Raw genomic sequence first — 26,504 nt, 5'->3', positions numbered from 1 at the left:
TCAGAACAGGTAGGTCAGGCCGACCCGCAGGCTGCGCGGTTCGCCGTAGTAGGACGACGAGGACGTGGTCTGATAGGTCTTGTCGAACAGGTTGTAGAGGTTGATCGACGCGGTGAGCTGTTTGGCAATGGTGTAGTGGGCCGTCAGGTCCACCAGCGCGTAGCTGCCCTGGGTCACCCGGGGCGAACCGGTCACGCGGGGGAAATCGGTCCACGTCTGGTTCTGCCAGCGCACCCCGCCACCGACACGCAGGCCCTTGCCCACCGTGGGCATGCGGTAAGTAGTGAACAGCTTCAAGGTGTTCTGGGGCACGTTGGTGTTGAGCAGTGCACCATCGCGATCCTGAGTCATGTTGCGCGAGAAGCCGAAGGCTGCCTGCCAGTTGCGGGCAATCTGGCCGTTGGCCTCCACCTCGAAGCCCCGCGTCTGGGTTCCGGACGCCGCCCGATACGCCTGGGAACCGTCCGGTGCCAGCACACCGGGCAGGGCCACGGCAAAATTGTCCTGCTGGATCTTGTACACCGCAGCGGCCACATTGAGCCGGCCACCCTGGAGTTCCCCCTTCATCCCCAGTTCGTAGGCATCACCGAGCAGCGGGTCCAGGGACGCACCGGTGACGCTCTTGTTGCTCTGGGGCTTGAAGATGTTGGTGAAGCTGCCATACACAGACCATTGGCGGTCGATCTCATGGACCAGTGCCACGTAGGGCGTGAAGCGGTCGCCCCATTCACGCCGCTCGCTGGAACTGACCCCCGTGGCGTAGTTGCTGCTGAACGTCTTGTCGCCCCAACTGGTGGTGCGCCCGCCGATGATCAGGGACAAGGGATCGGTGATGCGCAGGCGCGCAGTGGCATAGGCGCTGCGGGTGTATTCGCTGTAGTTGAAGTCGCCCTTGACGGAGCTGTCGGGCCGGACCGGCGTGCTGCCATTCCAGCGGCGGATGTCTCCAATCGGCAGGATGTACCACAGGTGGTGGGCCTCGGAATCCTGCAGGGTGTGGGACACGGTGGCCCCCAGTGCCACATCGTGCTTGCGCCCGAACGCAGTGAAGGGGCCACGGGCACTCAGATCGAAACTGTTCTGGATGGGCTGACCGGCCCAGCGCCCGCCATAGAGGTTGATGCCCACACCGGTGATCCTGTCGGGGTAGCCGCCGGCCGCATAGCCGAGCTGCTCGTCAAAGCGGGTTCGGTCGTGGGAATAGACCCCCTTGAGCACCCATTCGTTATCGAAACGATGTTCCAGGGAGGCGAACAGGGCCAGGCTCTCGCGGCTGGAATAGGCCCAGTCGGCGGCGGCCGAATCGGAGCGCTTCCAGCGGGTACGCGTACCGTCGGAGTAAAACAGCGGCAGTCCGCCCCGGGTATGGCCGGTGGCCTCGTGCTCCTGATAGGTCAGCCCGAAAGCCGCCAGCGTGGAGGGCGTCAGATCGGCCTCGAAGACGCCATACAAGATCTTCTTCCGCTCCTGCAGCCGATCGATGTAAGAGCCGTTTTCCTGCATGGCGGCGACAAAGCGGCTGCGCAGACGCCCCTCCTCTTCGATGGGCAGCGACACGTCGGCCTCGGCGCGGCGATGCTCCCACGAACCGGCCTCGACCCGCACGCTGCCCTGCATCTCCCGGGTGGGGCGCTTGCGGATCAGGTTGATGGTGGCACTGGGCAAACCGATGCCGTTCATCAGCCCGGTGGCCCCGCGCACCACTTCGACCCGGTCGTACAACACCATGTCATTGCTCTGGTAGATGCTGCTGTAGTTGCTGTGCAGGTGGCCGATGCCATCCACCATGTAGTTCTCCACCTGGAAACCACGGGAGTAGATGGGGCTGGAATCGGAACCCAGGTTGCCGGCCTGGCTCAGGGTCAGGCCCGCCGTCTGGCGCACCACGTCGGCGAGCTGGATCAGGCCCTGGTCGTCCATCTGCTGGCGGGTGATCACCGACACCGACTGGGGCGTTTCGCGGATCGACAGGGGGAGCCGGGTGGCCGTCTGCATTGGACCGCCGCTGGTGTAGGAGCCACTGCCCTCGGTCACCGCGTCGGCCAGCGCGTTTGCCCGCACCGTGACCGCCTGGAGGGTGGTGCCGTCGGCGGATGGCCGGGGCAAGGGCTCCAGCCGATAGTCGCCACGCCCCTGGCTCACGGCGTGCAGGCCAGACTCGGCAAGCAGCCTGTCGAAGCCTTGCTGGATGGTATGGCGCCCCTTGAGCCCGGGGGATTGAAGCTGGCGCAAACCGGCGGCGTCGAAGGACAGGGCGACGCCCGCGTCGGCGGCAAAGCGGGCCAGCACACTGCTCAGGGCGCCCGCCGGAATGGCGAACTCCCGGGCCTGCTCCTTGACCACCGGCACCCCGCCCTCTGCTGCAAAGGCCTGGGGAGCAGGAACGAATCCGATGGCCGTCAGGCCAAGTACGGTGCCACGCAGGACCCTGACAGGAGCACGACGAGAGGCGCGGGAGTGGGCTTGAAGGCGATTCGGCATGGATTTCACTCGAGTAGATGGGGTGGTTCTACCCGGGGGCCGAAGCAGACCCCGCAACAGTGCACCTGCCGGTGAAAAAAATCAGGCGGCTTCGATGGACACCCAGTAGCGGGTGCGCCAGACGTGGCGGACAGGAAAGGTGTCTGCCAGCAACTGCAGTGCACGATCCGTGTCGTCGAGGGGGAAGGCGCCCGAGACCCGCAAGCCGGCAACAGCCGGGTCGCAGCGCAGGACGCCTCGGCGGTAGCGCCCGAGTTCGGCCACCCACTCGCCGAGGGGCATGTCGACGGCAACCAGGCTGCCGGTCACCCACGCGGCCGTGGCCGGCCCCGAAAGCTCGGGGACGGCGCTGGCGGACAAGCCGAAATCCAGCTGCTGACCGGCACCTACAAGGATGCCCTCACCCGCGCCCCCGTTCTGCATGACCCGCACCCTGTCCTCGATTACGGCCACCTGGCTGAGATCGGCCTGGGTGCGTACCGTAAAGCGGGTGCCCAGAGCTTCCACCAGCCCATGCCCGGTACGGACCCGGAATGGACGCCCCACCTCGCCTGCCGCCGCACCGGCATCCCGGGCGGTGGCAATCAGGACACGCCCCCGATGGAGATGAATCAGACGCTGACTGGCATCGAAGACGACGTCGAGGGCGCTGTCGGTATCCATCACCAGCAGGCTGCCGTCGTCCAGGGTAAAGGGACGGCGCTCGCCGACCCGGGTCTGGCGGGAGGCCTGCCAGACCCGCCATGGCATGCTGTGCCCCAGCTGCCAGGCCAGGGGCGCCGCGATCCCGGCAAGGAGCAGACTGCACAGCACGGCACGCCGATGGCTTCCACCACCACCACGCAGGGCCTGCCCGGCAAGGGGGCCAGGAACACGGCTGAACTGCCCACAAACCTGTTCCACCTGCATCCAGGCCCGTCGATGCAGCTCAGACGCCGCCAGCCAAGCCTGCCAGGCCTCGGTCGCACCATCCCCGGCGGCACCGGAGCCCAGGCGCGCATACCATTCGGCTGCGGCGCGAATGGCCTCCCGGTCATCGCGGGCCAGGATCGGGGCCAGGGACGTCATTCGCCCGCCTGCTGCAGCTGGTAGAGACAACAATGCTCCATGGCACGGGCCATGTAGTTGTTCACCGTGCGCAGGGATATCTCAAGCCGGGCAGCGATCTCCGGATAGGTCAAGCCATCGCACTGGGCCAGCAGGAAGGCCTGCTTGACCCGGGGGCCCAGCCCGTCGAGCATCCGGTCAATTTCCATCAAGGCCTCGACGACCAGCGCCCGGGTCTCGGGAGACGGCCACTCCTGCTCCGGCTGCTGCGCCAACAGCTCAAGATACTGGCTCTCCAGACTGCGCCGCCGGAACAGATCGACAACCAGCCCCTTGGCAATGGTGGCAAGGTAATGGCGCGGCTCGACGACAAGATCGGCGTTACGCGCACGGATCACCCGCAGGAAGGCATCCTGGGCCAGATCGGCCGCATCACTGGCATTGCCCAGACGGCGGCGCAACCAGCCATTCAGCCAGCCATGGTGCGCGCGGTAGAGCTCGGTGACGACTTCGGTTTGTGTAACGGTGCTCACGGGAGCCTCCAGGCAACGGGCTCGCTGGCTAGCCGCAGGCGGGCATGGCTGGCTTGATTTGATAATGGTTCTCATTATCTTTGCTTCCACGAGGGGCGTCAAACCCACGCGCTGCAGCAGGGCCGTGCTGCCCATCATCTTGCCATCGCGCAATAACGCGAATGATTTGCGTTTTCAAAGTAAGGTATGATCCTGTCTCCCGAGCCACGATCTCGCCCCTTCCCTGCAGAGCATGAGCGGAACCCTCAGCATCCCCGGCACCTACCTGCTGGTCGGCCACCCCAACGTCGGCAAGTCAGTCCTCTTCCACCGCCTGACCGGCGCCTACGTCAACGTCTCCAACTATCCGGGCACCACTGTCGAGGTCACCCGGGCCAGCGCCCGCTTCGACCGGGACGCGGCCCTCCTTGATACCCCGGGGGTGCTGTCCCTGCCTTCCCGCAGCGATGACGAGCGCACCACCGTGCGGGCCCTGCTCAACGAACCGACCCGGGCCCTGCTGCAGGTGGGCGACGCCAAGAACCTGCGCCGCACCCTCACCCTGACGGCTCTGCTGGCTGAGCTGAATGTGCCCCTGGTGCTGGCTCTCAACATGCACGACGAGGCCGCCGCCCGCGGCGTCACCATCGATTTGAAGGCCCTGTCAGAAGAGCTCGGCGTGCCCGTCGAGGCCACCGTGGCCACCGACGGCAAGGGCGTCGGCGCCCTCACCCGGCACCTGGCCGACGCCCGGGCGCCGCGGCGCTTTCTGCAGTACGACAAGGCCATCGACGTGGACATCGAACAGGTCGCCGCGGCCATCACCGAGCACTGCCCCCACCCGGTGCTCGCCGCCCGTGGCCTGGCGATCCTGTTTCTCGGCGGTGACGACGAAGTGGCCGCCTGGATGCGAGACAAGGCCGGGCAGAACTTCGCCCACCTCGTGGCCCTGCGCCAGGCTGCCCGCAACCGGGTGGAGGGCGACCTGCCCACGCTGCTGGCCCGGGAGCGCACCGAAGCCGCCGACGTGCTGGCCACCAGCGTGGTCAGCCGCAGTGTGAAGAGCAGCCCGCTGCTCAGCCAGCGGGTCGGCCAGGCGGTAGTGCACCCGGTGTGGGGCCTGCCCATCCTGCTGGCCGTGCTTTACCTGATTTACGAGTTTGTTGGTGTTTTTGGTGCCACCACCCTGGTGGGCCTGCTGGAGGAAGACCTCTTCGAAGGCGTGCTCAACCCGGCGGTGACCCAGTTCATCGAGGCCATCGCCCCGGCCAGCTGGGTATCCGAATTGCTGGTGGGCCAGTACGGCCTGTGGACCATGGGCATGACCTACGCCCTGGCGCTGATCCTGCCCATCGTCACCACCTTCTTCCTGGCCTTCGGCGTGCTGGAGGATTCGGGCTACCTGCCGCGCCTGTCGGTCATCGCCAACCGCCTGTTCGCCGCCATCGGCCTCAACGGCCGGGCAGTGCTGCCCATGGTGCTGGGCCTGGGCTGCGTGACCATGGCCACCCTCACCACGCGCATCCTGCACAGCCCGCGGGAGCGCCTGATCACCACCTTCCTGCTGGCCCTGGCCATCCCTTGCTCGGCACAGCTGGGGGTGGTGCTGGGCATGCTTGGCAGCCTGTCCTTCAAGGCCGTGCTGATCTGGGCCCTGGCCATGGTTGGCGTTCTGATGCTCACGGGCTTCCTGGCCTCGCGGCTGATCCCGGGCCGGCGCATTCCGCTGGTCACCGAAATGCCGCCCATGCGTCTGCCCATCTTCGGCAACGTGCTGAAGAAGACCGCCGGACGCCTCAAATGGTATCTGGTGGAGGTGATCCCCCTGTTCCTGGTGGGCACCTTCCTGATGTTCAGCCTGGACAAGCTTGGCGTACTCCCGGCCATCATCCGTGCCGGCGAACCCCTGGTCTCGGGCTGGCTGGGCCTGCCGCCGGAGGCCAGCGCGGCCTTCGTGATGGGCTTCCTGCGCCGCGACTTCGGCGCCACCGGCCTGTTCGCCATGAGCGCCAGCCTGAGCCCGATCCAGGCCGTGGTCGGCATGATCACCATCACCCTGTTCATCCCCTGCTTTGCCAGCCTGATGATGATGGTGAAGGAACAGGGCCTGAAGACGGCGGCCACCATGGTGGCCCTCATCGTCCCCTTTGCCTTCCTGGTGGGCGGTCTGTTCAATATCGCACTGCGCGCCCTATGGTGAATCCATGAGCAACGATACCCCCACCTCCGACCACCAGGCCCTGGTACCACTGGCCTTCATCTCCCCCGGCAGTGAAGTCCGCCTGGCCTCCCTGGGGGATGAGATCGACCCACATCAGCGGGAACAGCTCACGGCCTACGGACTCGCCGAAAACCGCCCGCTCACGGTGCTGCAACAACGGCCGATGACGGTGATCCTGGCGGAGGAAGTGGAACTGGCACTGGAGCACAGCGTCGCCCGCCACGTCTGGGTGCGGCGCTGAAACACCCGCGGCACCATTGGGTCAAGACCGCTGCAAACAGGGACGCGCTGGCAGCGCAGCCCGATGCTGACGGGCGGAACACCCGGATGGGCCGCACAGGACTTGAAGCAGCTGCTGCCAGTAGCGCAGCGGTGCTTGATCAATGCGAAGCCCCCCTCCCCAGTCGCGACCGTCGAACAATCGGGCGTCGCGGCCCTCGCCCTCCCCGCTCGACACCGACCCGCCCCCCGCCCATCCGGACCGGCCCCCATGGCCATCCGGCCTGGCGCTCCACACGGGCGCTTCCTTCTGCTTGTCGAGGATAGGGCTGATGAACACCGGCGTGCCCGCCAGGACGGCAAGGGCCAGAAACCAGGGCGCTGCCAGGCGCTTCATGGGTGACTCGGTTGAGGGCGACGGGAACGACAGGCCGATCAACAGCGCCCGGCGGCCCGCAGCAACTCGTTGCAGCCGCTGCCGGAAGCGGGGGCGCCGCTCTTGGGGCGGGACGCGGGCTTGCCGCCGCCACCCAACTGGCTGCAGATGGCGTCGCTGACGACGCGGCCGGTGGCGAAGCCGAAAGCCCCCTCCACGTAGCAATTGAAACGGCGGCCATCATCGGTGCGCACGCTGTAGCGCGTCTGGAGGCCATCATCGACCCGGTCGGAAACGGTGAAGGCGTTCTGCTCCAGACCAAGGGCAAAGGCCGTTTTCTGCTTCAGATGGTCTTCCTTGACGATCTGCGCGGCGCAACCCGCAAGCAGGGCCCCCAGGGCAAGAGCGGCAAACCGGATGGGACGGGACGTGGCGGACATGGCGGGTTCCTTGCTGGACGTTTCCACCTGGGCAGCCGGGGCGCCAGATGGCTCAAGGCCCGGATCTTCCCGCCGGGGCGCATACGCCGCCTACCCAACCTCGGTAGGGTTTGGCACCGCTGCATAGCCTGATAGGCTTGCGCCTTATGCAAGATGGCGCCTCCGATCCCGCCCCAGCCCCCACTGCCGGCCCCTACGCGCTGGTGGTGGACGATCACCCGCTGGTCGCCAGCGGATTTGCCGGATACATGACCATGGCTTGCGGGCTCCCTCGGGTACACATTGCCCGCAGCACCGCCGAGTGCCTGCTGCGCATCGACCTGGACGGCCCACCCGAGCTGGCGGTGATCGATTTCTGGCTCCCCGATGGCATGGCCCCGATCTGCTCGTGGCCCTGAGGCAGCGTTGCCCGCACAGCCGACTGCTGGTGGTCAGCGGCGACGACGACCCGAAACTGGCGGACCTCTCCCGGTCGGCCGGCGCGGATGGCTACCTGCACAAGCAGGCAAGCCCCGAGACGTTTGCCCACGCGGTGGCGACGCTGCGGGCGGGCCAGCGCTGGTTTGCCGAGTGCCCCCCGGCGGATGGCACGGCCCTGCGCCGCGAACTGCCCCTGCGCCCCCACGAGCTGGGGCTCACCGAACGGCAAGGTCAGATCCTGGGCATGTTGCTGCGCGGCCAGCCCAACAAGCGTATTGCCCGGGATCTGCACATTTCCGAGCAGACCGTGAAGGAGCACGTCACCAACATCCTGGCCCGCCTAGGCGCGTCCAGCCGGCTTGAAGTCATCGCGCGCATGGGTGGGCGGAGGATCGAGTCTTGATACCCGGCGGTTTCAGCCTCAACAAGGATGAGTCCGCCTCCGTCCTGTCGCCCGAGGCCCGCCTGCCCCTGCTGGAGATGGCTTTCCGGCGCCTGATCTTCGGCATTCGCGCGATGCCCTTCGTAGGCGTGCCCTTCATCCTCTGGATGGTGCACCTGGGCCTCGACATCGACGCCATGCTGCTGTGGCTGGCGGCCTACGGCCTGGGCAATCTGTGGGTGATCCCTAACAAGTCAAGACTGGAACGGGACAGCGCCTCCCTCCCCGCCGAGGCGGTGCTGACGCGCTGGCGGCCGGTCGCCCATCGGGCGGCGCTGGTCCATGGCCTTGGGGTCAGCACCGTGTCCCTGATCACCGCCGGCCGGGTGCCGATCGAGTTCGCCTTCCTGCTCGTGTCGACGCAGATGTCCATCGTTGCCGGAAACGCCACCCACCAGTCCCCCGAGTTCGGCACATTCAAGCGCTTCTTCCTCACGGCCTGGGGCGGCTGCGTCGTCCTCGCCCCGTGGACCTTTCCGACGATGTGGGTGCCAACCGGCTTCCTGATGCTCTTCTACGTGGTGGCGATCCTCCGCCACGCCACGAGCTCCCACCATTTCTTCGTCCGCTATGCCGAGCTGGAAGAGAGCAGCAAGCGGCTGGCCGAGCGCTATCGCGTTGCAAAGGAGGAGGCCGAAGCGGCGCTCCAGGCAAAGAGCCAGTTTCTCACCACCGCCAGCCACGATCTGCGCCAGCCGGTGCATGCCATGGGCTTTCTGATCGAGTCCATCATCCACCGCAACCGGGATGCCGCCCAGCTTTCGGCGCTGGAAGACCTGCGTCGCAGTGTCAGCTCGGTGACGCTGATGTTCAATTCCCTGCTCGATCTGTCGCGCATCGAGAATGGCGGGGTCCACATCAGTCGGGTCCAGGTGGACATCGACACGCTCCTGCGCGACGTGGAAATCCTCTACCGGGAAGAGGCCAGAAGCCGGGGGCTGGCCTTGCGCATCCATTTTTCCGGGCGCCGGCGCGTTGCGCTGGCCGACCCCGTGCTGCTGCGCCAGTCTCTGGTCAACCTGGTGCATAACGCCCTGCGCTATACCTCCCGGGGCGGGGTGCTGCTGGGCGCCCGACGTCGCGGGCCCGACTGGCGGCTGGAAGTGTGGGATACCGGCGTGGGCGTGGCCAACACCGACCGGGGGCGAATCTACTCGCCCTTCTTCCGGAACGAGCACGCCTGGCGAATTGACAGCGCCGGGCATGGTCTCGGGCTGGCGGTGGTGGCGCGCTGCGCAGAGCTGATGGGTGCCGCCCACGGCTTCGATTCGGTGGAGGGGCGAGGTTCGCGCTTCTGGATACAGTTTCCGGCGGTTTCGGCCGAGGCCTCGCCGCCCCGGATCGAGGCCGGCAGGCCGCCCCAGGTCTATCGGCAGCTGTCCGGCACCTGCCTGGTCATCGATGACGATCCTCAGGTTTCGTCGGCCTGGCAAAGCCTCATGCAGGCCTGGGGCATCGATGTGCGCTGCGCCGCGTCGGCGATGGAGGCGTTTGCACATCTCGACAGGGGGTTTCAGCCCCAGGCCATCCTGTGCGACCAACGCCTGCGCTCCGGTGAAAGCGGCGTGGACGTGCTGAAGGCCCTTTTTGCGCGCTGCCCCGACGCCAGCGGCGCGATGGTCAGCGGCGAGCACGCCTCACCCGAGCTTCAGGAGGCCGAGCAGGACGGCTACCTTGTGCTACGCAAACCGGTGGCGGTACCCCAGCTCTACAGCCTCCTGGAGCAGTGGGTGAACTGAAGCCGCCCGTGCCGCGGCGCCCCCGCGTCGGCGGGGCCGCCCTGCGGCTTGGGCGGTTAGAGCGTCAGTCGTCGATCTGCGATTGCAGGTAGTTCGGCAGGGTCACGACATCGATCAGGCTCAACTGGGTTTCCAGCCAGTCGATGGCTTCCTCGCAGGCCTCCAGCAGTTCCTGGAGCAGGTCGCGACTGACGAAATCGGCCTCGGCTTCGGCCAGAGCCACAGCCTCCTTGAGCAACGGGTGCTGGACTTCGCGCTCATACTTGAGGTCGTAACCCAGACACTCGCCCACGTTCTCGCCGATCATCAGCTTGCCGAGGTTCTGCAGGTTGGGCAGACCTTCCAGAAAGAGCACCCGCTCGATGATCTCGTCCGCCTCCTTCATGACGCGGATGGACTGCTTGTAGTTGTAGTCGTTGAGCCGCTCGAAACCCCAGTTGCGGAACATCCTGGCGTGCAGGAAGTACTGGTTGATCGCCGTCAGCTCGTTGAACAGCACCTTGTTGAGGATGCCGATGACTTTCTTGTCGCCCTTCATGCCCTATCCCTCCCTCAAGCCGCAGCAGCCCCGGAGCCCATCTGGCTCTGGAGGAAGTTGGGCAGGCCGACCGCATCGATCAGGCGCAACTGTTTTTCCAAGTAGTAAGCGTGATCCATTTCGGTGTCTTCGAGCTGGACCAGCAGCATGTCGCGACTCACGTAATCACCGGCCTTCTCACACGCGGCAATGGCCTTCTTCAGCTCACCCACCACGTGGTATTCCAGGTTCAGGTCGGACTGGAGCATGGCCGGCACCGTATCGCCCACGTGCAGCGGATTGCGCTTGTCTACGATGGCCACACCTTCCAGAAACTGGATGCGCTGGATCAGGGCGCGGGCATGTTCACGTTCATGTTCGGACTCATGCAGCGCTTTCTCGGCCAGACGGCCAAAGCCCATGTCCGAATACATCTCGCCATGGATCAGGTACTGGTCCACTGCGGTCAGCTCACCTGCGAGGAGGGTGTTGAGGATACCAATGATCTTTTTATCGCCTTTCATGGGGCTTCTCCAAATGACTCAGGCTTCAAGGCTGGCATCACTTGTCGCCGGGATCAAGCTCCGGCATGTCGATTGTGAGTGAATCTCAACTGCGATTCCGGCTAAAACGCAGGATCACAGCGGAATCCAGCGCTGTCGACACATCGCCGAAAGCGCCATCCTTCGCCTGAAGGTGCACTTCCTGCACCACCTGAACGGCCCCTCCCAGGTAACCTGGAACCGTCATTCAGCCCTCACAATGTTCTCTCGAAGCACCCCCTCCTTCCGGCCGACCAGCGTCCTTGTGACGATGCTCGGACTCGTCTGCAGTGCCTGCGCCACGGCACCGCCGCCATCAATCCAGATGGCGGCAGTGCCGTCAGCCGTAGCCTGGCACAACGCCCGGCCATCCACCACGCCAGAATGGCCGACGGCAGACTGGTGGTCGCAGTTCGGCACGCCAGAACTGAACCGGGTCGTTGATCTGGCACTTCGCGACAACCCCGACATGGGAGCCGCGGTGGCGCGCCTGCAGCAGGCTGAAGCCCTGACCCGGCAAGCCCGCTCCGCCCTCGCACCCAGCCTCGACGCCACCGTCAACATGTCAAGGAGCCGTGGCGCCCTGAGCGACGGGGGCAACGCAAGCAGCAGCCTCCACACCCTGGGGCTGCAGACGAGCTACGAGCTGGATCTGTGGCGACGCATCGGCAATGAGTCGGATGCGGCGGCGGCCAGGGCCCGCGCCGTCGCCTTTGACCGGGACAGCATCGCCCTGACACTGGCCGCATCGACGGCCTCCGCCTGGTTTGATGCCATGACCTTGCGGGCCCGGGCGTCCCTGGCCGCCGACAACCTCTCGCGGGCCGAGCAGATTCTGTCCCTGCTGGTAAAGCGCGGCCGTGCGGGTGCGGCAAGCCCGCTGGAGATCGCCCAGCAGCAAACCCTGGTTGCCAGCCAACGTCGGCAAGAGGCCGCCCTCGCGCAAGGCAGTGCAGACGCCCAGGCCCGTCTGGCGGTGCTCACCGGGCGGCCAGCCGCGGCCTTGTCCCTGGCATTCGTCGATCCCGCACAGCTCATGGCCCCACCGATACGCGCCGGGCAGCCCGCCGGTCTGCTCACCCGACGACCCGATATCGCCAGGGCCGAAGCACTCCTCGCCGCGGCTGACGCCGACGTGGCGGCGGCCCGTGCGGCGCTGCTGCCCCGGCTCTCGCTCACGGCCAGCCTGAGTTCGGTTTTCGAGCATCCCTCCCGCCTCCTTGACGCACCGCTGTACGGTATTGCTGGGACGCTCCTCGCACCGATCTTCAACGGTGGTCGCCTCGCAGCCGGACGGGACGCCGCCATTGCCGGTCGAGCCGCACTGCTGGCGAGCTATCAAAGCACCGTGATTGCCGCCGTGGGAGAGGTCGAGCGAAGCCTCGCGGCCCTTCACGGCATCGACAGGCAGCGAGCAGCCCAGGCGCAGGAACTGGCGGCAGCCCGCCGCACGACCCGCCTCGCGGAGGCACGCTACCGGGCCGGCACCGACAACCTCATTGTCCTGCTGGATGCCCAGAGAAACGAGTTTGCTGCCCAGGACACCGCCCTGGAACTGCTCAAGGCGCAACTCCAGGCCAGTCTCGATCTCTACAGGGCTCTGGGCGGCGGCTGGCATACGCCCTCAAGCCCCCCTCAGCTCTCCCTCCTCGGCGCACCGGCACCGTGACGCCCACCCGCACAGCCGCACTGCCGGATCTCCATCCTCCAGACCCGGCCAGCCGCCTGCGCCAGGCGGGGTTGCGTGCCACCGCTCCGCGTCTGACGGTAATCCAGGCCCTGCAGGAGCTCGACAGCGACTTTCTCGGCGCCGACGAGATATTCCGGCGTATTTCCGGCACCGGCAGCCGGATCGGCATCGGGGCCGTTTACAGGGTGCTTGCCGATCTCGAGTCGGCCGGTCTCCTCGAACGTAGCTGGGACCCGGAGCGCAGGACCCGCTTCCGCCTCGTCCCCCCCGACGGCCCCGGGATGCTCGCCAGCCTGGTGTGTCGACGCTGCGGCAAACGCATTCCACTGAACAACGACGCCATCGCGGAGCCCCTGTCCAGACTGGCCACGGAAAACGGGCTCAGCATCGCGAACGAACACATCGAGATCATCGTGGCCTGCCATAGTTGCAGGAAAGAAGTGAAGGAGACCTGAAAGCCCAGCCAGGGCTGGAGCTCATTAATGATAAGTATTATCATTAACAAACAGACTCATTCCACCCATCGAACGGCCCCATGACCCGACCAGCCTCCGACAACGCCAGTGACATCCACTCCAGCGGTCTCAAGGCCACCTGGCCGCGCATCCGCATTCTCCGGCTCTTTCAGGAGACCGCCCAGCGCCATCTGAGCGCCGAGGATGTTTACCGTGCCCTCCTGGCCGACGGCGAAGAGATTGGTCTGGCCACCATCTACCGCGTCCTCACCCAGTTCGAGCAGGCAGGGCTGCTGTCGCGCCTGCACTTCGAATCGGGCAAGGCAGTGTATGAACTGAACGAGGGCCAGCACCATGACCACCTCGTATGCGTGCTCTGCGGCCGCGTCGAGGAGTTCTGCGACCCGGAGATCGAGCGACTGCAGCACCAGGTGGCAGAACGACGGGGGTTCGAGCTGCGGGAACACGCCCTTTCCCTCTATGGCGTGTGCTCCGACCCCGCCTGCCGGGCCCGCCAGGGCAAGCGCCCGGTCGATGGCTGAGACCCCCGTGACACCCCACCCGGAACTCCCGCCTCAATCCCCTTCGAAGCGGTAGCCCACCCCGTAGATCGAGCGGATCAGCGGCGCCTCGGGGGCAATCTGCTCAAGCTTGCGGCGCAGGTTCTTGATGTGGCTGTCCACGGTACGGTCGGTGACCACCCGGTGGTCGTCATACAGCCCATCGAGGAGCTGCTCGCGCGAAAATACCCGCCCCGGCGCCGCCGACAGGGTGCGCAAAAGGCGGAATTCGACCGGAGTGAGATCCAGTTCGATGCCGTGAAAGCTGGCGCGCCAGCCAGCTTCGTCGATCTGTAAGGGCGCCCCTTCAGGGGGCAGGCTGCGCCGGTTGCGCCGCAGCACCGCCTTGCAGCGAGCCACCACCTCCCGGGGGCTGTAGGGCTTGCAGATGTAATCGTCGGCGCCCAGCTCCAGCCCCAGCAGGCGATCGATCTCCTCGACGCGGGCGGTCATCATGATCACCGGCAGCTCGCTGAAGCTGCGCAGCTCCCGGCAGATGTCCAGGCCGTCGCGGCCCGGCAGCATCAGGTCGAGCAGCACCAGATCAGGCGCCCGGGCGCGGATGGCCGGGATCACCTCCAGGCCGTTGGCGATCCATGCGGTCTCGTGGCCGGCGGCCTTCAGGTAGTCGCCGAGCAGGGCGGCGAGCTTGGGTTCGTCCTCGACGATGAGGATGAAGGCGGAAACGGCATCCATGGCTCAGTCCTCCAGGGCCGTGAAACGCAGGGCCACCCACACCCCGCCCAGGGGCGAGGGGTGCGCGGCTATGCTGCCGTCGTGGGCCTCGACGATGCTGCGACAGATGGCCAGGCCCAGGCCCGAGCCCCCCGTGGCCCGGTTGCGCGAGGCATCGCCGCGGAAGAAGCGCTCGAAGAGCCTGGGCAGCAGGGTGTCGGGCACACCGGGGGCCGAGTCGAGGAAGTCGATGCATAGCGTGTCGCCCTCGCGCCGGGTGACGATCTTCAGGCTGCCGCCGGGGTCGGTGTAGCGCAGGGTGTTCTCCACCAGGTTGCGGAAGAGCTGGGCCAGCCGAGCCTCGTCGGCGGCCATGCGGAGCCCGGGGCTCAGTACGAACTCCAGCGCCAGCCCGGCCCCCGCCAGGCGCTCGCGGTAGGCGCCAACGGTGCGCTCCAGCACCTCGGCCACAGCCACCGGCTGCTTGCGGTACACCAGCGCCCCCACGTCGGCCAGGGCCAGCTCGTTGAGATCATTCACCAGCCGGGTCAGGGTCATCACCTCGGCCTTGAGGGACTGCAGCGCCTCGGCGTCGAGGCGGCGCACCCCGTCCTCCATGGCCTCCAGCTCGCCCCGCAACACCGCCAGGGGCGTGCGCAGTTCGTGGGACACATCGGCCATGAAGTCCCGGCGCATGCGCTCGTTGGCCTCCAGGGTCCGCGCCAGGCTGTTGAAATCCCGGGCCAGCTGACCCACCTCGTCGCGGGAGCTGGGGATGACCCGCTCGGCGTAATCACCCGCCGCCAGCCGGTGGGTGGCCGCCGCCACCCCCTTGATGGGCGCCACCAGGGTGCGGGCGATCCACAGGGACATGGCCACCGCAACCAGGGCGGCGATGCCTCCGACCAGCAGGGTGGCGTAGAGCTGTTCGTCGTAGAAGCGCTGGGCGCCGGTGTTGCTGACGCTCTGGAAAGGCCCCATCACCAGCCAGCCCACGGTCCGCCCGTCCACCCTCACCGCGCGCCTCACCGCGCGCGGGTCGTCCGCCACGCGGGGGTTGCCCATCACGAAGCGCTGCTCCGCATCCACCAGGCCGAGGCGAAAAACGGCCCCGGTCAGGTCGGACTCCGGGGGAGAGTCCAGCGGCCCTTCCCGGGGCCCACCCCGCGGTCCGTCCTTCGGGCCGTCCCGCGGCCCATCCCGTCCGCCCCGGTCCTCCCGCCAGTTGCCGGGCTCGTCGTCACCCATGCGGGGGCGGGTGAGGTGGAACCAGACCCGGCGATTGTTGCGCAGGAAATCCCAGCTGCCCTCGCGACCATAGGCCTGAACGAACTTGGGCAGCACATCATCCACCCGCTGCACGGCCAGCTCGTCCACGTAGCCCACAAAACCCCGGGTGAAGCTCCAGCGCCCGGCCACGCCCATGGCCAGCAGCACGGCAAGCGCCACCAGCAGGACGGCGAGGAAGGCTTTGGTGGTGATGCCGAGTTTCATGGCGGACAGGAGATCGGAAGGGCCGGGGCTGCCATTAAGCCTCCGTCCCGGGCTAAGGGCAACGGGCGGGGCGGCATCTCCACAATCTCTCCAATTTCCCTGCACATTTGCTTTTGACAATGGCGGCATGAGAGACCGGCCCCGAGGCCGGCCCGGACTTCCCCGAAAGGAAACGTCATGCCTCCCCGCACCCTCCCCCGACCGTTTGCCCTCACGAGCACCCTTGGAGCCCTCATGGCGGCCTTCATCGCCGGCTGCAGCTCGTCGGCCGCCCCACCCGCCCCCGGCGGCGGCCCCACCGAGGTCGGCGTGGTCACCCTTGAAGCCCGCCCCGTCACCCTGAGCGCCGAGCTGCCCGGCCGCACTGTGTCCACGGTAGTGGCCGAAGTCCGCCCCCAGGTGGGCGGCATCCTCCGCGAGCGGCTGTTCACCGAAGGTGCCGACGTAAAGGCCGGCCAGCTGCTCTACCGCATCGATCCGGCCCCCTACCAGGCTGCCGTGGACAGCGCCCGCGCCGCCCTGGCCAAGGCCCGCGCCAACGTGGACAGCCTGCGCCCCAAGGCTGCCCGCTACAAGGAGCTGGCCGAGATCAAGGCCGTTGCCCAGCAGGACAACGACGATGCCCTGGCCGCCCTGCGCCAGGCCGAGGCCGAGGTAGACGCCGCCCGCGCCGCCCTCGACAGCGCCGCCATCAACCTGGCCTACACCCGCGTCACCGCGCCGGTGGCCGGGCGTATCGGCAAGTCGGCCGTCACGCCCGGCGCCCTGGTCACCGCCGGCCAGGCCACCGCCCTGGCCACGGTGCAGCAGGTGGACCCGATCTACGTGGACCTGACCCAGTCCAGCACCGACGCCCTGCGCCTGCGCCGCGCCTTCGAGGCCGGCCAGCTCCGCCAGGCCGGGCGCAACCAGGCCGCCGTGGCGCTGATCCTTGAGGACGGCAGCCGCTACGGCCACGAGGGCCGCCTGCAATTCACCGACATCACGGTGAACGCCGGCACCGGCACGGTGGCCCTGCGCGCCGTCTTCCCCAACCCCAGGGGCGAGCTGCTGCCCGGCATGTACGTGCGCGCTGCCCTGCAGGAGGGCGTTGCCGAGCAGGCTGTGCTGGTGCCCCAGCGCGGCGTATCGCGCAACGTCAAGGGCGAGGCCACGGCCCTGGTGGTGGGCGCCGACAACAGCGTGGAGCAGCGGGTGCTGCAGGTAAGCCGCCCCATCGGCGACAGCTGGCTGGTGGAGACTGGCCTGGCCGCCGGTGAGCGGGTCATCGTCGAAGGCAGCCAGAAGGTTCGCCCCAAGGCGGTGGTCAAACCCGTGGTGGTGGACAACAAGGTGGCGGCCCGCCCTGCGGCAGCCGCCACGCCGACGCCGGGGGTCTGATCATGGCCCGCTTCTTCATCGACCGCCCCATCTTCGCCTGGGTCATCGCCATCGTGGTGATGCTTGCCGGTGCCCTCTCCATCGGCCGCCTGTCCCTGGAGCAGTACCCCAACATCGCTCCGCCCAAGATCACCATCTCGGCCAACTACACCGGGGCCTCCGCCGAGACCATCGAGAACTCGGTGGTGCAGATCATCGAGCAACAGATGAAGGGCCTCGACCACCTGAGCTACATGTCCTCCAGCAGCAGCTCGGCGGGCAGCGCCCAGATCACCCTGACCTTCGAGGCCGGCACCGACCCCGACGTGGCCCAGGTGCAGGTGCAGAACAAGCTCAAGCAGGCCGAATCGCGCCTGCCCGAGATCGTGCAGAACCTGGGCGTGTCGGTGGCCAAGACCGGCACCGACTTTCTGATGATCGTGTCCCTGGTGTCGGACAACCCGGACACCACCGCCATCGACATCGGCGACTACATCGCCACCAGCCTGCTCGACCCGGTGAGCCGCGTCGAGGGCGTGGGCGACGTGCAGGCCCTGGGCAGCGGCTACGCCATGCGCATCTGGCTGGACCCGGCCAGGCTGCAGCAATACGCGTTGATGCCCGCCGACGTGAAGGCCGCCATCCAGGCCCAGAACACCGAGGTCACGGCCGGGCAGATTGGCGGCCTGCCGTCCCGCGGGGGCCAGCAGATCAACGCCACCATCACCGCCCGCAGCAAGCTGCAGACCCCGGCCCAGTTCGGCGCCATCGTTCTGAAAAGCAGCGCCGATGGTGCCACCGTGCAGCTGCGCGACGTGGCCCGCATCGAGCTGGGCGGCGAGAACTACGACGTCAGCGTGCAGTACAACGGCAAACCCTCGGCGGCCCTGGGCATCAAGCTGGCGGCTGGCGCCAACGCCCTGCAGACCGCCGAGCGGGTGCAGGCGCGGCTCGACGAGCTGTCGCGCTTCTTCCCCGCCGAGATGCAGCTCAAGCCGGTGGTGGCCTACGACACCACGCCCTTCGTGCGCATCTCCATCGAAGAGGTGGTGAAGACCCTGATCGAGGCCATCGTGCTGGTGGTGCTGATCATGTACCTCTTCCTGCAGAACCTCCGCGCCACCCTCATCCCGGCCATCGCCGTGCCGGTGGTGCTGCTGGGCACCTTTGGCGTGCTGGCAGCCTTCGGCTACTCCATCAACACCCTGACCCTGTTCGGCATGGTGCTGGCCATCGGCCTGCTGGTGGACGACGCCATCGTGGTGGTGGAGAACGTGGAGCGCATCATGAGCGAGGAGGGCCTGTCACCCCGGGAGGCCACCCGCAAGTCCATGGGCGAAATCACCGGTGCCCTGGTGGGCATCGCCCTGGTGCTGTCGGCGGTGTTCGTGCCAATGGCCTTCTTCGGCGGCTCCACCGGCGTCATCTACCGCCAGTTCTCCATCACCATCGTGGCCGCCATGCTGCTGTCGGTGCTGGTGGCCCTGACCCTCACCCCGGCCCTGTGCGCCACCCTGCTCAAGCCGGGGCATGTCCATCAGCGCGGTTTCTTTGCCTGGTTCAACCGCAGCTTCGACCGCCAAAGCCTGCGCTATCAGGGCGGCGTGGCCGGCCTGCTGCGCCGGGGCGGGCGTGCCGGCCTGGTGTATGTGCTGCTGGTGGGGCTGTTGTCGGTGCTGTTCCTGCGCCTGCCCACCTCCTTCCTGCCCGAGGAAGACCAGGGCTTCGTGATGGCCATGGTCAACCTGCCGGCTGGCGCCACCAAGGAACGCACCACCGCCGCGGTTAACGCCCTCGAACAATACATGCTGCAGCAACCCGAGGTGGCCGGCCTGGTCACCATCAACGGCATGGGCAACGGCGGCAGCGCCCAGAACTCGGGCCGCGCCTTCATCAAGCTGAAGGACTGGAGCGAGCGCGAAGACGCCGCCAGCTCGGCCGCAGCCTTTGCCCGCCGGGCCACCCGCGACCTCTCGGCGGTGCGTGATGCCCAGATCTTCGTGATGCAGCCCCCAGCCATCCGCGGCCTGGGCAGCAGCAGCGGCTTCGACCTGGAGCTGCAGGATCTGGGCGGCATCGGCCACGACAAGCTGGTCGCGGCCCGCGACCAGTTCCTGGCCCTCGCCGCCAAGGACCCGGCCCTGACCAAGGTGCGCAAGAACGGCCTCGACGACACGCCGCGCTTCCACATCGCCATCGACGACCGCAAGGCCGGCGCCTTCGGCCTCTCCCTGTCGAACATCAACGACACCCTGTCCACCGCCAGCGGCGGCACCTACGTCAATGACTTCATCGACAAGGGCCGGGTCAAGCGGGTCTATCTGCAGGGCGACGCCCCGGCCCGGGCCATGGGTGAAGACCTGGCAAGCTGGTACGTGCGCAATGGCGATGGCGGCATGGTGCCCTTCTCGGCTTTCTCGTCCACCCGGTGGACCATGGGCTCGCCCCAGCTGGAACGCTACAACGGCATGTCCGCCTTCGAGATCGTCGGCGAGCCGGCGGCCGGCGTCAGCTCCGGCACCGCCATGAACGCCATCGAGGCCATCATCAAGCAGCTGCCCGAAGGCATCGGCTTTGAATGGACCGGCCAGTCCTTCCAGGAGCGCCTGTCCGGCGCCCAGGCGCCGCTGCTCTACGCCATCTCGGTGCTGGTGGTGTTCCTGTGCCTGGCGGCGCTGTACGAGAGCTGGTCCATCCCCTTCTCGGTGATGCTGGTGGTGCCCCTGGGCGTGCTCGGCGCGGTGCTCGCCACCAGCCTGCGCGGCCTCTCCAACGACGTGTATTTCCAGGTCGGCCTGCTGACCACCGTGGGCCTGTCGGCCAAGAATGCCATCCTGATCGTGGAGTTCGCCAAGCAATTGCAGGAAGAAGGCGCCGGCCTCATCGACGCCACCCTGCAGGCCGTGCGCCTGCGCCTGCGCCCCATCCTGATGACTTCCCTGGCCTTCGCCCTGGGCGTGCTGCCCCTGGCCATCAGTACCGGCGCCGGCTCGGCGAGTCGTGTCGCCATCGGCACCGGCGTGCTCGGCGGCATGATCACCGCCACCGTGCTCGGCCTGTTCTTCATTCCCCTGGCCTTCGTGGCGGTGCGCCGGCTGTTCTCCCGCCCCACCCCGGCACCCGCCCCCCAAGGAGCCTGATAATGACCCTGCCAACCTTCAGCCGCAGCCTGCTGCTGGCCGGCCTGCTGGGCAGCCTGGGCGGCTGCGCCACCCTTGCCCCCGACTACACCCGCCCCACCGCCCCGGTGGAGGCCCGCTGGGCCGATGCCCCCAGCACCGACGCCACCTAAACGTAGCCACCCTGGGCTGGCGCGCGTTCTTCGTGGATGAACGCCTGCGCCAGCTCATCGACCTGGCCCTGGCCAACAACCGCGACCTGCGCCAGACCGCCCTGGCCATCGACAAGGCCCGCGCCCAGTACCGCGTCCAGCGCGCCGGGCTGTTTCCCGCCATCAACGCCAGCGCCGGTACCACCGCCAAGCGCACTCCGGCCGAGCTGTCGGGCAGCGGACAGGCCGTCACAAGCCGCAGCCACAGCGTGGATCTGGGCGTAAGCGGCTGGGAAATCGACCTCTTCGGCCGCCTGCAGAGCCTGCGCGACCAAGCCCTGGAGAGCTACCTGGCCAGCGAGGACACCCTGCGCAGCACGCGCATCAGCCTGGTGGCCGAGGTGGCCGCAGCCTACCTCACCCTGTCGGCCGACAGCGCCCTGCTGGCCATATCCCGGGACACCCTGACCAGCCAGCAGAGCAGCCTGACGCTGACCCGCAAGCGCGTCGAGCTGGGGGTGGGCAGCGAGCTGGAGCTGCGCCAGATCGAGACCAGTGTGGAGACCGCCCGCCGGGATGTGGCCACCTACACCGCCCAAGTGGCCGTGGACCGCAACGCCCTGGTGCTGCTGGCCGGCGCCCCGCTGCCCGACAGCCTGCTGCCGCCCGCCGGCCTCGACAGCGTGACGGCCCTGCGCCCCCTGCCCGCCGGCCTGCCCTCCACGGTGCTCCAGGAGCGCCCCGACGTGCTCGCCGCCGAGCGCGCGCTGCGTGCCGCCAACGCCAGCATCGGTGCCGCCCGGGCCGCCTTCTTTCCGCGCATCAGCCTGACCGCCACCGCCGGCAGCGCCAGCACCAGCCTGGGCGGGCTGTTTGCCGCCGGATCGGGCGCCTGGACCTTCATCCCCCAGGTCAGCCTGCCTATCTTCGACGGGGGCGCCAACCGGGCCAACCTGCAGGTGGCCGAAGCCGACCGGAACATCGCCCTGGCCCGCTACGAACAGACCGTGCAGAGCGCCTTCCGCGAGGTGGCCGACGCCCTGGCCCAGCGCGCCACCGTGGACACCCGCCTCGACGCCCAGCAGAAGCTGGTGGACGCCACCGCGGCCAGCTACCGGCTGTCCGAGGCCCGCTATCTGAAGGGTGTGGACAGCTACCTGAGCACCCTGGACGCCCAGCGCAGCCTGTACGCCGCCCGGCAGAACCTGGTCAGCCTCAAGCTCGCCGCCGCCAGCAACAGCGTCACCCTCTACAAGGTGCTGGGCGGAGGAGCCCTCAGCCCCGCCAGCCCCTGATCCGTACCCCATCGCCCCATCCGGAATACCCATCATGAAACGCCCCCTTGTCCTCCTTGCCGGCCTGCCCTTCCTGGTATGGGCCGGGTTTGCCCTGCCCGACGTACTGGCCAGCGCCCGCAACGCCTGGGACTGGCGCCGCGCCCTGATCCTTCTGTCCGGCACTCTGGCCCTGTGGTGGATGAGCGCCGGCATGGTGCTGGCCGCCCGGCCCGCCTGGCTGGAGCAGCGTTTTGGCGGCCTCGACCGCCTGTACCGCCTGCACAAGGACATCGGCATCGGCGCCGGCATCATCGTGTTCACCCACTGGATGCTTGAATGGCTGCCCAAGAACCTGGCCAAGGCCGGCTTCATCGAGCGCCCTGTGCGGGGCCCGCGCCCTCCCAAGGGGCCTGCCGACGTGTGGGTGGACCTGGCCAAGGACGTGGGCGAGTGGGCGGGCTACATCCTGCTGGCGCTGGTGCTGATCGCCCTGGTCAAGCGCATCCCCTACCGTTACTTCCGCTGGGTGCACAAGCTCTTTCCCCTGGTCTTCATTGCCGGCGCCTACCACGGCCTGATGCTGATGCCGGCCAGCTTCTGGCAGCAGCCCCTGGGCTGGCTGACGGCCGGCATGGCCGCCCTTGGCGTGGTGCCGGCGGCCTTGTCCCTGCGCGGGCGCATTGGTGCCCGGCACCGGGTGGAGGCGGTCATCGAGACCATCGAATCCCATGCCGACGGGGTGCTCGCCCTGCATTGCCGGCCGCTTGGCCCGTGGCCGGGCCACCGGGCCGGCCAGCACCTGCTCGCCGACTTCGGTCACACCGGCGAAGGCGCCCACCCCTTCACCCTGGCCAGTGTCTGGAACCCCAGCGACGGCCGCCTGAGCCTGGCCATCAAGGCCCTGGGCGACTACACCCGCAGCCTGCCCGGGCTGCTGGCGCCCGGCCAGCGCATCCGTCTGGAAGGCCCCTACGGCGGCTTCACCTTTGACGGCGCCACCCCCGGCCCCCAGGTGTGGGTGGCCGGCGGCATCGGCATCACCCCCTTCCTGGCCCGCCTTGAAGAACTCGCCGCCCGGGGCGGCAGCCAGAGCCCGGTGGACTTCTTCTACTGCAGCCGCCGTCACGAACCGGGCTACCCCGACACCCTGCCGGGCCTGTGCCAGGCCGCCGGCATCCGCCTGCACCGCATCTACGCGGAAGAAGACGGCCCCCTCACCCCCGCAGCCGTGAAAGCCCGCCTCCGCCCCGGCGCCAGCCTGTGGTTCTGCGGCCCCGCGGCATGGGGCGACGCCCTGGCCCGGGCATTGGGCAAGGGCGCCGATGCGCCGGCATTCCACCGGGAGCTGTTCGAGTTTCGCTGAGGGAAGGACTCAGGCGCGGCGCTTCCCCGGCCGGAGCTCCGCCGGCAGCCCACAGAGGGCACGCCGGACGAGTGGTCGCAATCAGCGCAGCATGTCCGCACTGAATGCGTGAGAGAAACCCACCGCAAAAGCGTTGGCCGAACCGTTGCCACCCAGGGTATCAACCCGCCGCAAGCCTCGGCGAGGCAAGCTCAGGCTAGACTTGAAGGGAGCCCCCCTGATCTGCCTCCATGAACTACCTCGCCCACGCCCTCCTCGCCGGCCCTCTCGCCACCGATCGTGTCGGCGGGGTGGCCGGCGACTTCGTGAAGGGCCTGCTGCAACCCTGCCCCGCGTGGCTGGACCCGGCCCTGGCCGAGGGCGTGAGGCTGCATCGGCGCATCGACAGCTTTGCCGACACCCACCCCGCTTTCCGGCGCAGCCGGGCACGGGTGAGTGACGCAAGAAAACGCTTTGGCGGCGTACTGGTGGACATGTTCTACGACCACCTCCTGGCCGTGCACTGGCAGCGCTACTGCCCCGAACCCCTGGCCGACTTCACCGCCGGAACCTACCGCCTGATCGCCACCCGGCTCGACGACCTGCCCGCCCCCTTCGCGCCAGTCTTTGCACGCATGGCCGCCCACGACTGGCTGGGCAGCTACCGCGACCCCGCCAACGTGGCCCTCGCCCTCGACCGCATGGCCCACCACCGGGCCCGCCAGCCCAATCCCCTGGCCGGCGCCGGTGAGGAGCTGCTGGCCGCTTACCCGGGGTTTGAGGCGGATTTTCTGGAATTCTTTCCGGATGCGCTGGGGTTTGCGGAAGAGGTGCGCGGGGGGCGGTGATGGGGGCGAGACGGCTTGTGGGTGGGGATGGAGGCTTGGGAGCAGAGCAGTATTACGGAGCGCCCAACCGCCGACAGGACGTTGCCCGTGGCCGACCGATCTTGTTTGCCGAATGAGCGAAATATGCCGCCAAGCTGACATATAGAAACCGGATAGAATCCGAAGCCCAGCAGCGCACCGATGGCGCAAACAAGCCATGCGTCATTCAACTTTGGATTCCCCTGATGGATAGCAACGAGAAGAAGGAACTCAGCGAGTCAGACATCAAGGCCAAGTTCATCACGCCGGCCATCGTCCAGGCGGGTTGGGACGAGATGACGCAGATTCGTCGTGAAGTAACCTTGACGCCGGGCCCGGTCGTCGTTCGCGGCAATCTGTCCTCGCGCAACAAGAAAAAGAAAAAATTCGCCGACTACGTGCTCCAGAAGGAAAAAGGCGTACCGGTCGCGGTGGTCGAAGCCAAGGAAAACAACTACACCATCAGCCATGGCTTGCAGCAGGCCCTGGGCTACGCCGACATTCTGGAGGTGCCCTGCGCCTTCAGTTCCAACGGTGACGGCTTTGCTAGCCATAACAAGGTGGCTGCCGAAGGCGAAGACACTGAAACCGAATTCGGGCTGGATGCGTTTCCATCGCCAGCGGAACTGTGGGCGCGCTACAAGCGTTTCAGAGGTATTGCGGACGATCAGGAATCCCTCGTTACCGAACCGTATCACGATGATGGCAGCAACAAGGAGCCCCGCTATTACCAGGCCGAAGCCATCAACCGCGTGATCGAGAAAGTGGCCCAAGGCGAAAAGCGCCTGCTACTGGTCATGGCCACCGGCACGGGCAAGACCTACACCACCTTCCAGATCATCTACCGTCTCTGGAAGGCCAAGAAGGCAAAACGCATCCTTTTCCTGGTGGACCGCAACATTCTGGCGGACCAGACACTGGTCAACGACTTCAAGCCCTTCGGCTCGGTGATGACCAAAATCCGCAATCGCAAGATCGACCCTGCCTACGAGGTCTATCTGGGCCTCTATCAGGCACTCACCGGCCCCGATGAGGAAGACAAGATATTCAAGTCGGTCAAACGCGATTTTTTTGATCTGATCGTCATCGACGAGTGTCACCGTGGCAGCGCCAACGATGATTCCGCCTGGAAAGAAATCCTTGAGTATTTCGATGGTGCCATCCAGCTGGGCATGACCGCCACGCCCAAGGAAACCAAATACGCCTCCAACATCACCTATTTTGGCGAACCGATCTACACCTATTCGCTGAAACAGGGCATTCAGGACGGATTCCTCGCACCCTACAAAGTGGTGCGTATCGACATCGACAAGGACATTCACGGCTGGACGCCGCCACCCGGCATGAAAGACGATCTCGGCAACGAGATCGAGCAGCGCGAATACAACCAGCTCGACATGGACCGTATCCTGGTGCTCAACCAGCGCACCAAGCTCGTCGCCGAGCGCGTCATGAAGCTGCTCAACGCCACCGACCCGTTCCAGAAGACCATCATCTTCTGCGAAGACATCGACCACGCCGAGCGCATGCGCAAGGCCATCGTCAATGCTTCCGGGCAGCTTGCTAAAGCCAACAGCAAGTACGTGATGCGCATCACCGGCGACAGCGTGGAGGGCAAGGCCGAGCTGGACAACTTCATCGATCCGGAGAGCAGATACCCCGTCATCGCCACCACCTCGGAATTGCTGACTACCGGCGTGGACGCCAAGACCTGCAAGCTCATTGTGCTCGACAAGACCATCAACTCGATGACCACCTTCAAGCAGATCGTCGGTCGTGGCACGCGCATCGAAGAATCGCAGAACAAATATTTCTTCACCATCATGGATTTCAAGAAGGCCACCGAGCTCTTCAAAGACCCGGATTTCGATGGTGAGCCGGTCGTCATCTACGAACCCGGGGATGACGACGACCCGGTCCCCCCCGATCCCGAAGGCGACGGAGAAGAGGATGAAGCGGGGGGTGAAGAAGGCGAAATCATCAGGAAGTACCACGTCGGCGGCGTCACGGTTCACATCGTTGCCGAGCGCGTCGAGGTTTATGGCGAAGACGGCCAGATGGTCACCGAAAGCTACCGTGACTACAGCCGCAAGAACATCTGTCAGGAATTCGGCTCACTGGACGACTTCCTGCAAAAGTGGAACGGCAGCAAGAAGAAGGCCGCCATCATCGAGGTCCTTGCGGAGTACGGCATCGAGCTGCCCAAACTCGCCAGGGAAGTGGGCACGGACTACGGCGATTTCGACCTCATCTGCCACATTGCCTTTGACCAGCCGCCCCTCACCCGCGCCGAGCGCGCCAATAACGTCAAGAAGCGCAACTACTTCACCCAGTACGGCGACAAGGCGCGTGCCGTGCTGGAAGCCCTGCTCGACAAATACGCAGACGAAGGCATTGTCAGCATCGAGAACAACAACGTCCTAAAGCTTGATCCCTTCAAGCAGCTGGGCACGCCGGTGGAAATCATCAACGGCGTTTTTGGCGGCAAGGCCCAATACGAAGCGGCCTTGCAGGCCCTTGAAACCGAACTCTTCAAACAAGCAAGTTAAGCAACACTGG

General features: G+C 66.8%; 23 protein-coding genes. 15 read left to right on the top strand and 8 right to left on the bottom strand.

What is annotated here, in order from left to right; all coding sequences use genetic code 11:
* From PHI64_RS11260 to PHI64_RS11250, 3 genes are all read right to left on the bottom strand, one after another.
* Positions 1 to 2,481, bottom strand: coding sequence for a TonB-dependent receptor (locus PHI64_RS11260; protein WP_299882664.1), 2,481 nt, complete (start codon positions 2,479 to 2,481; stop codon positions 1 to 3).
* An 81-nt stretch (positions 2,482 to 2,562) separates the two neighbouring features.
* The gene (locus PHI64_RS11255; protein ID WP_299882661.1) at positions 2,563 to 3,549 is read right to left on the bottom strand and encodes a FecR domain-containing protein; all 987 of its coding nucleotides are present in this window, start codon (positions 3,547 to 3,549) and stop codon (positions 2,563 to 2,565) included.
* Entirely contained in the window at positions 3,546 to 4,061 is a 516-nt protein-coding gene (locus tag PHI64_RS11250) for a sigma-70 family RNA polymerase sigma factor (RefSeq protein ID WP_299882659.1), read from the bottom strand. The genes PHI64_RS11255 and PHI64_RS11250 overlap by 4 nt, the downstream gene beginning before the upstream one ends.
* Before the next feature lie 232 nt (positions 4,062 to 4,293).
* On the opposite strand from PHI64_RS11250, the gene feoB reads away from it, so the two are divergent.
* Both feoB and PHI64_RS11240 read left to right on the top strand, forming a co-directional pair.
* Positions 4,294 to 6,240 carry a ferrous iron transport protein B gene (gene feoB, locus PHI64_RS11245; protein WP_299882657.1) on the top strand — a complete coding sequence of 649 codons (1,947 nt, stop codon included), beginning with the start codon at positions 4,294 to 4,296 and terminating at the stop codon, positions 6,238 to 6,240.
* Positions 6,241 to 6,244: 4 nt separating this feature from the next.
* Positions 6,245 to 6,502, top strand: coding sequence for a ferrous iron transport protein A (locus tag PHI64_RS11240; protein WP_299882655.1), 258 nt, complete (start codon positions 6,245 to 6,247; stop codon positions 6,500 to 6,502).
* Between the two features lie 413 nt (positions 6,503 to 6,915).
* Here the strand turns inward: PHI64_RS11240 and PHI64_RS11235 are convergent, their stop codons facing one another.
* On the bottom strand, positions 6,916 to 7,296 hold the full coding sequence (locus tag PHI64_RS11235) for a hypothetical protein (protein WP_299882653.1): 381 nt from the start codon (positions 7,294 to 7,296) through the stop codon (positions 6,916 to 6,918).
* A gap of 146 nt (positions 7,297 to 7,442) precedes the next feature.
* Here PHI64_RS11235 and PHI64_RS11230 point away from each other — a divergent pair, with 146 nt between their 5' ends.
* The 3 genes from PHI64_RS11230 to PHI64_RS11220 are packed head-to-tail and all read left to right on the top strand — an operon-like array spanning position 7,443 to position 9,897.
* A complete protein-coding gene (locus PHI64_RS11230) occupies positions 7,443 to 7,694 on the top strand; it encodes a hypothetical protein (protein WP_299882651.1) in 252 nt (83 codons plus the stop codon).
* A complete protein-coding gene (locus PHI64_RS11225; RefSeq protein ID WP_299882650.1) occupies positions 7,685 to 8,119 on the top strand; it encodes a response regulator transcription factor in 435 nt (144 codons plus the stop codon). Before PHI64_RS11230 ends, PHI64_RS11225 begins: the two co-directional genes overlap by 10 nt.
* A complete protein-coding gene (locus tag PHI64_RS11220) occupies positions 8,116 to 9,897 on the top strand; it encodes a hybrid sensor histidine kinase/response regulator (RefSeq protein ID WP_299882648.1) in 1,782 nt (593 codons plus the stop codon). The genes PHI64_RS11225 and PHI64_RS11220 overlap by 4 nt, the downstream gene beginning before the upstream one ends.
* Positions 9,898 to 9,961: 64 nt before the next feature.
* Here the strand turns inward: PHI64_RS11220 and bfr (PHI64_RS11215) are convergent, their stop codons facing one another.
* Positions 9,962 to 10,435, bottom strand: coding sequence for a bacterioferritin (gene bfr, locus PHI64_RS11215; RefSeq protein WP_299882646.1), 474 nt, complete (start codon positions 10,433 to 10,435; stop codon positions 9,962 to 9,964).
* Between the two features lie 14 nt (positions 10,436 to 10,449).
* A complete protein-coding gene (gene bfr / locus PHI64_RS11210) occupies positions 10,450 to 10,938 on the bottom strand; it encodes a bacterioferritin (RefSeq protein WP_299882644.1) in 489 nt (162 codons plus the stop codon).
* A gap of 289 nt (positions 10,939 to 11,227) precedes the next feature.
* Here bfr (PHI64_RS11210) and PHI64_RS11205 point away from each other — a divergent pair, with 289 nt between their 5' ends.
* The 3 genes from PHI64_RS11205 (at position 11,228) to fur (ending at position 13,643) form a co-directional block, all read left to right on the top strand.
* A complete protein-coding gene (locus tag PHI64_RS11205; RefSeq protein WP_299882642.1) occupies positions 11,228 to 12,625 on the top strand; it encodes an efflux transporter outer membrane subunit in 1,398 nt (465 codons plus the stop codon).
* The gene (locus tag PHI64_RS11200; RefSeq protein WP_299882640.1) at positions 12,622 to 13,101 is read left to right on the top strand and encodes a Fur family transcriptional regulator; all 480 of its coding nucleotides are present in this window, start codon (positions 12,622 to 12,624) and stop codon (positions 13,099 to 13,101) included. Before PHI64_RS11205 ends, PHI64_RS11200 begins: the two co-directional genes overlap by 4 nt.
* Positions 13,102 to 13,181: 80 nt before the next feature.
* On the top strand, positions 13,182 to 13,643 hold the full coding sequence (fur, locus tag PHI64_RS11195) for a ferric iron uptake transcriptional regulator (protein ID WP_299882638.1): 462 nt from the start codon (positions 13,182 to 13,184) through the stop codon (positions 13,641 to 13,643).
* 33 nt (positions 13,644 to 13,676) lie between these two features.
* On the opposite strand, the gene PHI64_RS11190 is transcribed toward fur, so the two are convergent.
* Positions 13,677 to 14,357 (bottom strand): response regulator, encoded by a 681-nt coding sequence (locus tag PHI64_RS11190; protein WP_299882636.1) that lies wholly within the window; start codon positions 14,355 to 14,357, stop codon positions 13,677 to 13,679.
* A gap of 3 nt (positions 14,358 to 14,360) precedes the next feature.
* Positions 14,361 to 15,830, bottom strand: coding sequence for an ATP-binding protein (locus PHI64_RS11185; RefSeq protein WP_299882633.1), 1,470 nt, complete (start codon positions 15,828 to 15,830; stop codon positions 14,361 to 14,363).
* Positions 15,831 to 16,007: 177 nt separating this feature from the next.
* Here PHI64_RS11185 and PHI64_RS11180 point away from each other — a divergent pair, with 177 nt between their 5' ends.
* The 7 genes from PHI64_RS11180 to hsdR all read left to right on the top strand — a co-directional run bounded on the left by PHI64_RS11180 (position 16,008) and on the right by hsdR (position 26,494).
* Positions 16,008 to 17,210, top strand: a complete 1,203-nt coding sequence (locus PHI64_RS11180) for an efflux RND transporter periplasmic adaptor subunit (protein ID WP_299882631.1) — start codon at positions 16,008 to 16,010, stop codon at positions 17,208 to 17,210.
* Positions 17,211 to 17,212: 2 nt separating this feature from the next.
* On the top strand, positions 17,213 to 20,329 hold the full coding sequence (locus PHI64_RS11175; RefSeq protein ID WP_299882629.1) for an efflux RND transporter permease subunit: 3,117 nt from the start codon (positions 17,213 to 17,215) through the stop codon (positions 20,327 to 20,329).
* A gap of 2 nt (positions 20,330 to 20,331) precedes the next feature.
* The gene (locus tag PHI64_RS11170; protein ID WP_299882627.1) at positions 20,332 to 20,481 is read left to right on the top strand and encodes a hypothetical protein; all 150 of its coding nucleotides are present in this window, start codon (positions 20,332 to 20,334) and stop codon (positions 20,479 to 20,481) included.
* Between the two features lie 32 nt (positions 20,482 to 20,513).
* Positions 20,514 to 21,755, top strand: coding sequence for an efflux transporter outer membrane subunit (locus PHI64_RS11165; RefSeq protein ID WP_299882625.1), 1,242 nt, complete (start codon positions 20,514 to 20,516; stop codon positions 21,753 to 21,755).
* 34 nt (positions 21,756 to 21,789) lie between these two features.
* Positions 21,790 to 23,100 carry a ferric reductase-like transmembrane domain-containing protein gene (locus PHI64_RS11160; protein WP_299882623.1) on the top strand — a complete coding sequence of 437 codons (1,311 nt, stop codon included), beginning with the start codon at positions 21,790 to 21,792 and terminating at the stop codon, positions 23,098 to 23,100.
* A gap of 230 nt (positions 23,101 to 23,330) precedes the next feature.
* Complete coding sequence (locus PHI64_RS11155) at positions 23,331 to 23,927, top strand: ACP phosphodiesterase (RefSeq protein WP_299882621.1); 597 nt, start codon at positions 23,331 to 23,333, stop codon at positions 23,925 to 23,927.
* Positions 23,928 to 24,151: 224 nt separating this feature from the next.
* A complete protein-coding gene (gene hsdR / locus PHI64_RS11150) occupies positions 24,152 to 26,494 on the top strand; it encodes an EcoAI/FtnUII family type I restriction enzme subunit R (protein WP_299882619.1) in 2,343 nt (780 codons plus the stop codon).
* Positions 26,495 to 26,504 lie beyond the last annotated feature (10 nt).

It is taken from the genome of Zoogloea sp. (genome assembly GCF_028689785.1).
Classification (GTDB): Bacteria; Pseudomonadota; Gammaproteobacteria; order Burkholderiales; family Rhodocyclaceae; genus Zoogloea.
This window is presented reverse-complemented; position numbering and strand designations above follow the sequence as displayed.

Coding starts and splice junctions, on each gene's coding strand:
- PHI64_RS11260 (WP_299882664.1), bottom strand. CDS start 2,481: ATGCCGAATCGCCTTCAAGCCCACTCCCGCGCCTCTCGTCGTGCTCCT.
- PHI64_RS11255 (WP_299882661.1), bottom strand. CDS start 3,549: ATGACGTCCCTGGCCCCGATCCTGGCCCGCGATGACCGGGAGGCCATT.
- feoB (WP_299882657.1), top strand. CDS start 4,294: ATGAGCGGAACCCTCAGCATCCCCGGCACCTACCTGCTGGTCGGCCAC.
- PHI64_RS11240 (WP_299882655.1), top strand. CDS start 6,245: ATGAGCAACGATACCCCCACCTCCGACCACCAGGCCCTGGTACCACTG.
- PHI64_RS11235 (WP_299882653.1), bottom strand. CDS start 7,296: ATGTCCGCCACGTCCCGTCCCATCCGGTTTGCCGCTCTTGCCCTGGGG.
- PHI64_RS11230 (WP_299882651.1), top strand. CDS start 7,443: ATGCAAGATGGCGCCTCCGATCCCGCCCCAGCCCCCACTGCCGGCCCC.
- bfr (WP_299882646.1), bottom strand. CDS start 10,435: ATGAAGGGCGACAAGAAAGTCATCGGCATCCTCAACAAGGTGCTGTTC.
- bfr (WP_299882644.1), bottom strand. CDS start 10,938: ATGAAAGGCGATAAAAAGATCATTGGTATCCTCAACACCCTCCTCGCA.
- PHI64_RS11205 (WP_299882642.1), top strand. CDS start 11,228: ATGCTCGGACTCGTCTGCAGTGCCTGCGCCACGGCACCGCCGCCATCA.
- fur (WP_299882638.1), top strand. CDS start 13,182: ATGACCCGACCAGCCTCCGACAACGCCAGTGACATCCACTCCAGCGGT.
- PHI64_RS11190 (WP_299882636.1), bottom strand. CDS start 14,357: ATGGATGCCGTTTCCGCCTTCATCCTCATCGTCGAGGACGAACCCAAG.
- PHI64_RS11185 (WP_299882633.1), bottom strand. CDS start 15,830: ATGAAACTCGGCATCACCACCAAAGCCTTCCTCGCCGTCCTGCTGGTG.
- PHI64_RS11180 (WP_299882631.1), top strand. CDS start 16,008: ATGCCTCCCCGCACCCTCCCCCGACCGTTTGCCCTCACGAGCACCCTT.
- PHI64_RS11175 (WP_299882629.1), top strand. CDS start 17,213: ATGGCCCGCTTCTTCATCGACCGCCCCATCTTCGCCTGGGTCATCGCC.
- PHI64_RS11170 (WP_299882627.1), top strand. CDS start 20,332: ATGACCCTGCCAACCTTCAGCCGCAGCCTGCTGCTGGCCGGCCTGCTG.
- PHI64_RS11160 (WP_299882623.1), top strand. CDS start 21,790: ATGAAACGCCCCCTTGTCCTCCTTGCCGGCCTGCCCTTCCTGGTATGG.
- PHI64_RS11155 (WP_299882621.1), top strand. CDS start 23,331: ATGAACTACCTCGCCCACGCCCTCCTCGCCGGCCCTCTCGCCACCGAT.
- hsdR (WP_299882619.1), top strand. CDS start 24,152: ATGGATAGCAACGAGAAGAAGGAACTCAGCGAGTCAGACATCAAGGCC.